Annotated in this window: 8 protein-coding genes; all 8 read left to right on the plus strand. The window is 59.9% G+C overall.

Annotated elements, in window-relative coordinates; genetic code table 11:
• Positions 1-41 precede the first annotated feature (41 nt).
• The 8 genes from U5K34_RS13440 to U5K34_RS13475 all read left to right on the plus strand — a co-directional run bounded on the left by U5K34_RS13440 (position 42) and on the right by U5K34_RS13475 (position 11876).
• Positions 42-1844 carry an adenosylcobalamin-dependent ribonucleoside-diphosphate reductase gene (locus U5K34_RS13440; RefSeq protein WP_322568911.1) on the plus strand — a complete coding sequence of 601 codons (1803 nt, stop codon included), beginning with the start codon at positions 42-44 and terminating at the stop codon, positions 1842-1844.
• Between the two features lie 408 nt (positions 1845-2252).
• Positions 2253-3413: an aminotransferase class V-fold PLP-dependent enzyme gene (locus tag U5K34_RS13445; RefSeq protein ID WP_322568912.1), complete on the plus strand. Its 1161-nt coding sequence runs from the start codon at positions 2253-2255 to the stop codon at positions 3411-3413.
• Between the two features lie 158 nt (positions 3414-3571).
• Entirely contained in the window at positions 3572-5827 is a 2256-nt protein-coding gene (locus tag U5K34_RS13450; protein WP_322568913.1) for an acyl-CoA dehydrogenase, read from the plus strand.
• Positions 5828-5840: 13 nt separating this feature from the next.
• Entirely contained in the window at positions 5841-7199 is a 1359-nt protein-coding gene (locus tag U5K34_RS13455) for an acetyl-CoA C-acetyltransferase (protein ID WP_322568914.1), read from the plus strand.
• A gap of 20 nt (positions 7200-7219) precedes the next feature.
• Positions 7220-9253 (plus strand): 3-hydroxyacyl-CoA dehydrogenase NAD-binding domain-containing protein, encoded by a 2034-nt coding sequence (locus U5K34_RS13460; RefSeq protein ID WP_322568915.1) that lies wholly within the window; start codon positions 7220-7222, stop codon positions 9251-9253.
• Positions 9254-9273: 20 nt separating this feature from the next.
• Complete coding sequence (locus tag U5K34_RS13465) at positions 9274-11073, plus strand: long-chain fatty acid--CoA ligase (RefSeq protein WP_322568916.1); 1800 nt, start codon at positions 9274-9276, stop codon at positions 11071-11073.
• Complete coding sequence (locus U5K34_RS13470) at positions 11073-11486, plus strand: acyl-CoA thioesterase (RefSeq protein ID WP_322568917.1); 414 nt, start codon at positions 11073-11075, stop codon at positions 11484-11486. Before U5K34_RS13465 ends, U5K34_RS13470 begins: the two co-directional genes overlap by 1 nt.
• Before the next feature lie 183 nt (positions 11487-11669).
• Positions 11670-11876 (plus strand): ChaB family protein, encoded by a 207-nt coding sequence (locus U5K34_RS13475; protein WP_322568918.1) that lies wholly within the window; start codon positions 11670-11672, stop codon positions 11874-11876.
• Positions 11877-11878 lie beyond the last annotated feature (2 nt).

The following is an 11878-nucleotide window of genomic DNA, read 5'->3' on the forward strand; positions in this document are numbered from 1 at the left end:
CTGGCAGGCCGGTGACCAACCGGCCTGTCGCTTTACACCCCATGCCCGACGATATCGCCACCCATATCTGGAATACCAAATACCGTGACTACCGCGACGGCAGCGCGGTGGACAGAACTATCACGGATACCTGGCAACGCGTTGCCCTCGCCGCGGCCCAGGCCGAGACGCAGGACATTGCCGGCTGGCAACAGCGATTTTATCAACTTCTGGATGACTATCACTTTCTGCCCGGTGGCCGGATTCTGGCCGGAGCGGGCACGGACAAGGATGTCACGCTGTTCAACTGCTTTGTGATGGGCACGGTCGAGGACTCCATGGACGGGATCTTTGATGCGCTCAAGGAAGCCGCCATTACCATGCAACAGGGTGGCGGCGTCGGTTACGATTTTTCCACCCTGCGTCCGCGCGGCTTTACGGCGCATCATCGCGGCACGGTGGCCTCCGGGCCGGTCTCGTTCATGCGTATCTGGGATGCCATGTGTGCCACGGTCCTGTCCACCGGCGCCCGCCGCGGCGCCATGATGGCCACCCTGCGTTGCGATCATCCCGATATCGAGGAGTTTATCCAGGCCAAGCAGCACGCCGGCACCCTCACCCGCTTCAATCTGTCCGTGCTGGTCAGTGATCGGTTTATACAGGCGGTCGACGAAGATGCCGACTGGCCGCTTGTCTTTCCCCTGGACGAACAGGATACGGCACCGGCCGACCTCCATTGCGAATGGCCCGGTTACACCGGACCGGTTGCCTGCCGGGTCGTGCGTACCTTGCGGGCCCGTCGGCTCTGGCAGCTGATTATGCGCAGCACCTATGAGTATGCCGAGCCGGGCGTGTTGTTTTGCGATCCTATAAACCGTGAAAACAACCTGGCCTACCGGGAAACCATCACCGCCACCAACCCGTGCGGGGAAATCCCCCTGCCCCCGTATGGCGCATGCAATCTCGGCTCGCTGAACCTGCCCCGCTATATCGATGCCCCCTTCAGTGAGCAGGCCGCGATCGACTGGCCGCGCCTGGAACAGGACATCGCGCTGGCGGTCCGTTTTCTGGATAACGTTATCGATATCTCGCGGTTTCCGCTGGCAGCGCATCAGGCGTACGAAACCGGCAGCCGTCGCATCGGGCTGGGTGTCACCGGTCTGGCCGATGCGCTGATCATGCTGGGACTGCGCTATGACAGTGACACGGGCCGGCAACAGGCGGCCGATATCCTGCAATGCCTGCGCGATCAGGCCTATGCCGCCTCGATCGAACTGGCCCGGGAGAAAGCGCCGTTTGCGTTTTATCAGGCCGAGGCGTATCGGCACAGCCCGTTCATCCAGCGTCTGCCCGACAGGCTGCAACAACAAATCCGGCAATACGGTATTCGCAACAGCCATCTGCTGGCCATTGCCCCGACCGGGACGATCAGCCTGCTGGCCGGTAACGTGTCCAGCGGTATCGAGCCGGTTTACGATCTGCAGGCCCATCGCCGGGTTCTGAATCAGGACGGGACGTTTATCGACTTTCAGGTCAGCGACTATGCCTGGCGGCGATGGCAGCAAGAGAACAGCGACACCCCGCTGCCCGATTATTTTCAGACCGCGCTGCATATTGCGCCAGAAGATCACCTGGCCATGCAGGCCCGGCTGCAACCGTATGTCGATAACGCCATCTCCAAGACCATCAACGTCCCGCAGGATTACCCTTTTGATGATTTTGTCGATCTCTATCGTCTGGCCTACGAGAGCAAGCTGAAAGGTTGCACGACCTACCGTCCCAATCCGGTCACCGGTGCCATTCTCAGCAGCGATGATATTCAAAGCACGCACCATTGCTGTAGTATTGAACGCGAGGCGGATTGAATCGCACGCCCTTCGGGCAGGGGCGAGTCACGAGGTACGAGTAACGAGGAAAGAAGATGATGGCCAGTTTGTTGGAGGTAGTAAGCTAAATAAATGTTTCGAATACCCAATCACTTTTCTCAAAAGATTGCTTCGCTTCGCTCGCAATGACCGTAAATAGAGAGGTCATTGCGAGGAACAACGTGACGAAGCAATCTCTCTGGACTGGTATTCGGAAAATCTATTTAGCCTTCTGGCCGATTGTTGAGTATGACGCGGAAATCGAGAGATTGAATCGCCGACAGGGCTCGGCTCCTGCAGAGTTCTATAATTTTGGCCGAGCGTTCCGCCGGTCACGACAGTGAGTTTATACGATGAATTTTAATAACAAAGAATCATTCATGTTCATTGGCGGATTCTTTTCCCGCTATGGAGCAGCCTGTCCTGATGAGTGATATGCCGTCGTTAATCGAGCAGGAATTCAACCTGCAGGATGATCTGATCCATCTCAATCATGCCGCGGTCGGCCCCTGGCCGGGACGTACATTGCAGGCGGTGGAAGCTTTTGCCCGGGAAAACCATCAGCTCGGGTCGCTGCACTACCCGCAGTGGATCACGGTTGAAACCCGGCTGCGCGAACGGTGCGCACGTTTGATCAATGCCCGGGCCGAGGATATCGCGCTGGTGAAAAATACCTCCGAAGCCCTGTCGATGGTGGCCTGGGGAATCGACTGGCAACCGGGCGATACGGTCATCATCAGCGATGAAGAGTTTCCCTCCAACCGGATTGTCTGGGAGTCGCTGCAATCGCGCGGCGTACAGGTGCGCCAGGTCAATCTGCATGGCCATCAATCGCCCGAACAGGCCCTGATCGAGGCGTTCGATGCACAAACCCGGTTACTGGCGATCAGCTCGGTTCAGTACGCGTCGGGGCTGCGCGTTGATCTGGAGCAACTGGGGGAACACTGCCGGCAACACAATGTGCTGTTTTGCGTCGATGCCATTCAAAGCATTGGCGCCATGCAACTAGATGTGCAGGCCTGTGGGGCCGACTTTGTCATGGCCGACGGTCACAAGTGGCTGCTGGGTCCCGAGGGGCTGGCGCTGTTCTACAGCCGTGCGCAGGCGCGTGAATCGTTGCAGCTGTTTGAATACGGCTGGCACATGGTCGAGCAGATGGGCGAGTTCGATAATCCGCAGTGGGAACCGGCCCACAGCGCGCGCCGCTTCGAATGCGGCAGTCCCAATATGCTGTGCACGCATGCCCTGGAAGCCAGCCTGTCGCTGTTCGACGAGATCGGGATGACGGCGATCGAACAACAGGTACTGGAAAACAGTCAACGTATGTTCGAGTTGATTTCACAGCTTCCCCACCTCGAATTAATCACCGATACGCAAGCGGGGCGTTATGCGGGCATCGTCGTGTTCAAACACACGCAGATACCGGTTGAGCAACTTTACCCCTGGCTGATGGAACAGCGCGTTCTGTGCGCCCGGCGCGGTGGCGGGATCCGTTTTTCACCGCATTTTTATACCCCATGGGCAAAAATTGAACAGGGCCTGCAGCTGGCCAACGCGGGACCGCAATAAGCGTCCCGGGTGGGCTTGCCCGCAACGGCCGGGACGCATAAAGTCTGGAAAAGGATGAAAGTTTGGCATCAATACGGCGTCAAATAGACAAGCGAGGTAACGCTTCGCTGCGCGTCGGCATCGACGTCGAATTACGGGCATAGTGGCAAGGAGGTTCCATGACCAACATGGCAAAAAAACTGACCGGCTGGCGACAACGCTGGCTCTCCCGCCCCGTGTTGACGCTGTTCCGGCGCGTCTCGCCGCGTATGTCCCAGACCGAGCGCGAGGCGCTGGACGCCGGGTCGGTGTGGTGGGACGGCGAGCTGTTCAGCGGCCGCCCGCGCTGGAGTAAACTGCGCAGTCTGCCCCCACCCACCCTTTCCGCCGAAGAGCAGGCCTTTATCGACGGGCCGGTGGAACAACTTTGCCAGCTGCTCGATGACTGGACGATCACCAGCGAACGCTACGACCTCTCCGAAGAAGCCTGGCAATATATCAAGGAACAGGGTTTTTTAAGCCTGATCATTCCCAAAGAATATGGCGGGCTCGACTATTCCAACCTGGCCCACTCGGCCATCGTCATGAAACTGGCTACCCGCAGTATCACCGGTGCGGTGACGGTAATGGTGCCCAACTCGCTGGGCCCGGCCAAGCTGCTGCTCGAATACGGCACCGAGGAACAGAAAAACCATTACCTGCCGCGGCTGGCCAAGGGCGAGGAGATCCCCTGCTTCGCCCTGACCAGCCCCGAAGCCGGCAGCGATGCCGGATCGATGCCCGACTACGGTATCGTGTGTCGCCAGGAGTTTGATGGCAAAAAAGACGTGCTGGGCATGCGCGTCACCTGGGACAAGCGCTATATCACGCTGGGCCCGGTGGCCACGCTGCTGGGGCTGGCGTTCAAACTGTACGATCCCGATCATCTGCTGGGCGATCAGGACGATCTCGGTATCACCCTGGCGTTGATCCCGACCGACACGCCCGGCGTGAACATCGGCCGGCGTCACTTCCCGCTCAACGTGGTGTTCATGAACGGCCCCAACAGCGGCAAGGATGTGTTTATCCCCATGGACTGGATCATCGGCGGCCAGGATCGCGTCGGCCAGGGCTGGCGTATGTTGATGGAGTGTCTCTCCGACGGGCGCGGTATCTCGCTGCCGGCGTTGAGCACGGGTGCGGGCAAGCTGGTCAGCCATGCGGTTGGCGGCTATGCGCGGGTGCGCCGTCAGTTCAAATTGCCCATCGGCCGCTTCGAGGGCGTCGAGGAAGCCCTGGCGCGCATGGGCGCCTACACCTATATGATGGACGCCGCCCGTGGCCTGACCTCGGTGGCCCTGGATCGGGGCGAAAAACCGTCGGTCATCTCGGCGATCGTCAAATACCACCTGACCGAAGGCATGCGCCAGGTGATCAATGACGGCATGGACGTGCTTGGCGGCGCCGGCATTTGTCTGGGACCGCGCAATTTTCTGGGCCGCGCCTATGAGTCGACCCCGATCAGCATCACGGTCGAAGGCGCCAATATCCTGACCCGCACCATGATCATCTTCGGCCAGGGGGCGATCCGCAGCCATCCCTATATCTTCAAGGAGCTCGAAGCGCTGGGCATGGAGGATCCCGATCAATCCCTGGAGAACTTCGACCGCGCGCTGTTCAGCCACATCGGCTTTACGACCAAAAACCTGTTCCGCAGCCTGTTCCACGGCCTGACCTCGGCCCGGTTTATCTGGGTTCGTGGCCGTCGCCCCACGCGACGCTATTACCAGCATCTGACCCGCATGAGCGCGGCCTTTGCCCTGATGACCGACATCGCCCTGCTCACCCTGGGCGGCGATCTCAAGCGCAAGGAGAAACTCTCCGGACGCCTCGGCGATATCCTCAGTCAGCTGTATCTGGCCTCGGCCTGTCTCAAACGCTTCGAGGATCAGGGCCATCCCAAAAGCGATGAGCCCCTGCTGCACTGGTGCTGCCAGCACAGCCTGTTCGAGATTCAGCGCGCCTTCGACGGCCTGTTACAGAACCTGCCCAACCGGCCGGTCGCCTGGATCATGCGCGGGATGGTCTTTCCCCTGGGGCAGCACTTCAAACAACCCGGCGACAAGCTCGGCCACCGCATCGCGGATATGCTGATCACCCCCGGCGAGGCCCGCGAACGGTTATGCGAAGGAATGTATCAGCCCCCTGCCAGCGATGAACCGCTGCAGCGGATCGAGGATGCCCTGCACAAAGTGATCGCCGCCGAGCCGATTGAAAAGCGCATTCGTCAGCAGTTGCCCGATTACGAGCCCGATTATCACGGTCTGGAGGGCCTGTTACACGCCGCGCTCAAACAGGCTATCATCAGTGAACAGGAGGCCGAGACCGTCCGTGGTGCCGATGCCGCGCGCCGCGAGGTGATCAAGGTGGATGATTTCGGCCCCGACCTCAAATAGCGAAGGTTACCCCATGGCAGAAGTGAAGAAGAAAACCGCAAAAAAAACCGCCACCCGGAAAAAGACCGCCAGCAATCGCGGCGCCGCCAGCGGCCAGCGCCCGGTCTATATCGTCGACGGCAGCCGCACACCGCACCTCAAGGCCCGCAACAAACCGGGCCCGTTTGCCGCCGCCGATCTGTTGCTCGGCTGTACCCGTCCCCTGCTCCTGCGCCAGGCTTTTGATCCCGGCCTCATCGACGAGGTGATCACCGGCTGTGTGATGCCCGGCCCCGACGAGGCGAATATCGCCCGGGTCGTCGCCCTGCGTCTGGGACTGGGCAAGCATGTCCCGGCCTGGACCGTGCAACGCAATTGCGCCTCGGGTATGCAGGCGCTGGACAGTGCGGCCAAGAACATCGCCCTCGGTCGTTCCGATCTGGTGCTGGCCGGCGGGGTCGAGGCCATGAGCCACGCCCCGGTGCTCTGGAACGAGCAGATGGTCGCCTGGCTGGGCGCCTGGATGAGCGCCAAAACGATGGGCCAGCGGCTCAAGACCCTCGGCCAGTTGCGTCTGCAACATCTCAAGCCGGTCATCGGCCTGCTGCGGGGGCTCACGGATCCGGTCGTCGGCCTCTCCATGGGCCAGACCGCCGAGAACCTGGCCTGGCGCTTTGGCGTCAGCCGCCAGGCGATGGACGAGTTTGCCGTACGCAGTCATCATCGCCTGGCCGCCGCCCAGCAGGAAGGCCGGCTGGACGAGATCGAGCCGCTGTATGATAGCCGTGGCAAGGTCTACGAGCACGACGACGGCATCCGCGCCGACAGCACCGTGGAACAGCTGGGCAAGCTGAAGCCGGTGTTCGACAAGCCGTTCGGCAATGTCACCGCCGGTAACAGCGCCCAGGTCACCGACGGCTCCGCCATGTTGCTGCTGGCCAGCGAAAAGGCGGTCAAACAACATGATCTGCCGGTGCTCGGGCGGATTGTCGATGCCAACTGGGCCGGACTGGATGCGGCGCAGATGGGGCTGGGTCCGGTGCACGCCATGACCCCGCTGATGCAGCGCCACAAACTCAAACCCGAGGATATCGACTACTGGGAAATCAACGAAGCCTTTGCCGCCCAGGTACTGGCCTGCCTGCGCGCCTGGGAAGACAGTGACTACTGCAAAACCGAGCTGGGCCTGCGCGGCGCCATGGGCCGCATCGATCAGGCGCGACTCAATATCGACGGCGGCGGCATCAGCCTCGGCCATCCGGTCGGCACCAGCGGCGCGCGTATCGTGCTGCACCTGCTGCAGGTCCTGAAACAACACAATGCCAAACGCGGCATGGCCAGCCTCTGCATCGGCGGAGGCCAGGGTGGCGCCATGCTGGTAGAAACCGCGTAACGCAAACAGGATTGATAAAAATGGCTGCAACAAAATACAAGAACTGGAACGTCGTCCACGATGATCATCACATTGCCTGGTTGCATCTGGACAAGGCACAGAGCAGCACCAATACCCTGTCGGCCGGCGTCCTCAATGAACTGGATACCATTCTCGGCGAACTGCTGAGCAGGCCGCCGCGCGGCGTGGTGATCCTCTCCGACAAGGCCAACGGCTTTATCGCCGGCGCCGATGTCAATGAATTCACCGAGTTCAACGACCAGGGTGAAGCCCAGGCGGTGATCGAACGGGGCCACACCATTTTCACGAAACTGGAGCACCTGCCGTGTCCGACGGTCGCACTGATCCACGGCTTCTGTCTTGGCGGCGGGCTGGAACTGGCCCTGGCCTGCCGCTATCGCATCGCCGATGAGGACCCGGGCACCCGCATCGGCCTGCCGGAAGTCAAACTCGGTATTCATCCGGGCTTCGGCGGGACCGTGCGCAGCATCGAGACCCTCGGCCCGCTGAATGCTATGGATCTGATGCTCACCGGTCGCACCCTGTCCGCCCGTGCCGCCAAACGCCTCAAACTGATCCAGCACGCGGTACCCCAACGCCACCTGCTCAATGCCGCGACCCAAACAGTATTGCATCCGCCGGCCAAACAGAAACTGCCTTTCTGGGTGCCGTGGCTGAACCACAAATGGCTGCGTCCCTGGCTGGCCAAATACATGGCGAAAAAAGTCGCGAAAAAAGCCCCCCGCGCCCATTATCCGGCGCCCTATGCCCTGCTCGATCTGTGGCAGAACCATTTCGACGATCGCCAGCAGATGCTCAAAGAAGAAGCGCTTTCCGTCGCCCGGCTGATCGTCGGCAAGACCGCGCGCAATCTGATCCGGGTATTCCAGTTACAGGAACAGATGAAATCCCTCGGCCGGCAGATCGATTACGCACCCAGGCAGGTACATGTCATCGGCGCCGGCGTCATGGGCGGCGACATTGCCGCCTGGTGCGCCATGCAGGGCTTTCAGGTGACCGTTCAGGATCAGAAGACCGAGGCCATCGGCCGGGTGATCAAGGCCGCGCATAAACTCTACAAGGACAAACTCAAGGCGCGCATTGCCATCAACGGCGCGATGGATCGGCTCATCCCCGATCCCCATGGCCACGGCCTCAAGCGCGCGGATATCGTCATCGAGGCGATCTTCGAGGACGTCAAGGTCAAGCAGGATCTGCTGCGTGACATCGAACCCAAACTGCCGGAACACGCCCTGATCGCCACCAACACTTCCAGCATTCCGCTGGAAAAACTGGCCACGGCGCTGAACAAACCCGAGCGGCTGATCGGGCTGCACTTTTTCAATCCGGTGGCCAAAATGCCACTGGTGGAAATCGTCCACGGCCAGCAGACCAGCGAGGAGAGCGTGAACCAGGCCAGCAGTTTCACCAAGGCGATTCGCAAACTGCCCCTGCCGGTGGCCAGCAAGCCGGGCTTTCTGGTCAACCGGGTGTTGATGCCCTATCTGATCGAAGCGGTGACCCTGGCCGATGAAGGCATCCCGTTGAAAGTGATCGACGATGAAGCGGTCAAATTCGGTATGCCCATGGGCCCCATCGAACTGGCGGACACGGTCGGGCTGGATATCTGCCTGAAAGTGGCCGAGATACTCTCCGAATCGATGGATATCACCGTGCCCGAGAAACTGCGCAAGCTGGTGGACAAGGGTAATCTGGGCAAGAAAAGCGGCCAGGGCTTTTATACCTTCAAAAAAGGCAAACCGGTCAAACCGCGCCCGGATAAAAGCTATACCCCCCCGGCGGATATTCAGGATCGCATGATTCTGCGTCTGATCAACGAAGCCGTCGCCTGTTTGCGGGATAACGTCATCGATGATGCCGATCTGGCCGATGCCGGGGTGATCTTCGGCACCGGCTTTGCGCCGTTTCGCGGCGGCCCATTGCGCTATGCGGATTCACGCGGCTACGAGCAGGTGGAAAAAATGCTCAGCCAGTTACAACAACGCTACGGCCCCCGCTTCACCCCCGACAGTGGCTGGTCTCAACTGCACTGATTGACCGACAGGAACAGCGCATGAATGAACCAAGCGACCTGATCCGCCAGCAAGACGCGGGCAATCTGCATGGCCTGTTTCAGGAACGGGTGAGCCGCAGTCCGCAACGCATTGCCTATCGTCACTACAACCATGATAGCGGGCAGTGGGAGGATATCAGCTGGCAGCAGATGGCCGATGAAGTGACCTGCTGGCAGGCGGCACTAGCCCGGGAGAACCTGGAGCCCGGTGCGCGGGTCGGACTGATCCTGCACAACTGCCCCGAATGGGTCAAGTTCGAACAGGCCGCGCTCGGCCTGGGCCTGGTGGTCGTGCCGCTGTATACCAACGATCGCCCGGACAACATCGCCTATATTATCGACGATGCCGATGTGAAATGCCTGCTGTTCGAAGGCGAGGAACACTGGCAAATACTGCAGGGTGTGATGGATCGCCTCGATACGGTACAACGGTTTATCAGCCTGCGGGATCTTGGCAATCAGGGCGAAGCGCGTCTCACCTCCGTCTCGCAATGGACCGACGTAGAGCAAGACAATCCTGTCCCGGCCAAAATCAAACCCGGGGACCTGGCCTCTGTTGTCTATACCTCGGGGACCACCGGCAAACCCAAGGGCGTGATGCTGAGCCACGAGAACATCCTCTGGAACGCCTGTGCCTGTGCCCGTTGCGAGCGTTTTTTTAATGATGACATGTACCTTTCCTTCCTGCCCCTGTCGCACATGTTCGAGCGCACGGCGGGCTATTATTTGCCCATGGTCGCCGGCTCCACCGTGGCCTATGCGCGGTCCATCGACCAGCTGGCCGAGGATCTGCTGAGCATCCGCCCGACCATTCTGATCTCGGTCCCACGCATTTATGAGCGGGTCAACAACAAGATCAAGGCGCAACTGGAAGCGAAGTCTACCCTCGCCCGCAAATTGTTCTTTGGTGCCGTCGCCACCGGCTGGCAAATGTTCGAACACCAGCAGGGGCGCGATCACTGGCGTCCGGGGCAACTGCTCTGGCCCGTGTTCAGGGCGCTGGTAGCGAAAAAGATCATGCAAAAACTCGGCGGCCGCCTGCGCATTGCTGTCTGTGGCGGTGCCCCGCTGCCCACCGAAGTCGCCAGAACCTTCATCGGTCTGGGGCTGCCCTTGCTGCAGGGTTATGGCATGACCGAACTGAGCCCGGTGGCTACCGTCAACCACCGAGACAATAACGATCCTGCCAGTGTCGGTACCGTGCTCGACGATGTGGAAGTCAGACTGGGCGACAATGACGAATTGCTGGTACGCAGTCCCGGCATCATGAAAGGTTACTGGAACAATGAGCAGGCCACCCGCGAGATAATCGATACCGATGGCTGGCTGCATACCGGCGATGTCGCCCGTATCGATAACGGGTTTGTCTATATCACCGGGCGCATCAAGGACATCATCGTCATGGCCAATGGCGAGAAAGTCCCGCCGGCCGATATCGAAATGGCCATCGCCAACGATTCGCTCTTCGATCAGGCCATGGTCATCGGCGAAGGCAAACCGTTTTTAAGCTGCATCACCGTCCTCAATCCCGACGGCTGGCAGCAACTGGCCCGGGAACACAACCTCGATCCCGACGACAGTGCCAGCCTCAAGAATGACGCGGTGATCAAAACGCTGCTGGACAAGATCAATCACCAGCTGCACGACTTTCCCGGCTATGCGAATATTTATTGCGTCAAGGCGACACTGGAACCCTGGACCATTGACGATGGCCTGATTACGCCGACCCTCAAGCTCAAGCGCAACGAGCTGATGGAACAATTCGCCGATGACATCGCCCGCTTCTACAAGGGACACTGATGAGCCAGAGCCTGCATTCCGACAAACTGCCCCAGGGCGAGGAACCCCAGATCCGGGTCATGGCCATGCCGGCCGACACCAACGCCTCGGGCGACATCTTCGGCGGCTGGCTCATGTCCCAGGTCGACATCGCCGGCAGCATCGCCGCCTATCGCCGGGCCCGGGGTCGCATCGTCACCATCGCCGTCAACGAATTCCGCTTTATCAACCCGGTCTACGTCGGTGACTTGATCAGCCTCTATGCGCGGGTGATTCACGTCGGCAACACCTCCATCCGGGTTATGATCGAAGGCTTCGCCGAACGCAGCCGCGGCACCGACGAATGCGACCGCGTCGCCGAGGCGGAGATCACCTACGTCGCCATCGACGAACAGGGCAAACCGCGCCCGGTGGATGATAGGGCTGAGTACTGAGTACTGAGTACTGAGTTCTTAGTACTTAGTTCTTAGTCGTAGGTCACGTTGGCGATAGCCTACGTGACACATCCTTGAACAGATGTTGAGTTCTTAGTCCTTGGTACTTAGTACAGAGAGGCAGAACTAAGAACTGAGAACTAAGAACTGAGAACTGAGAACTAAGTACTGAGAACTATTACTATGCCCTACGACCGTATTGATCAACTCCCCGATTCCGTGCGCAATCACCTGCCCACCGAGGCCCAGCAGATCTACAAAGAAGCCTTCAACCACGCCTGGGAGGAATATTCCGGGCAAGACGATCGCGAAGCCACCGCCCACAAGGTCGCCTGGAGCGCAGTCAAAAAGAAATATCACAAACAGGGCGATAAATGGGTGGCTAAATAATT

The organism is Thiohalophilus sp. (assembly GCF_034521165.1).
Taxonomy (GTDB): domain Bacteria; phylum Pseudomonadota; class Gammaproteobacteria; order UBA6429; family Thiohalophilaceae; genus Thiohalophilus.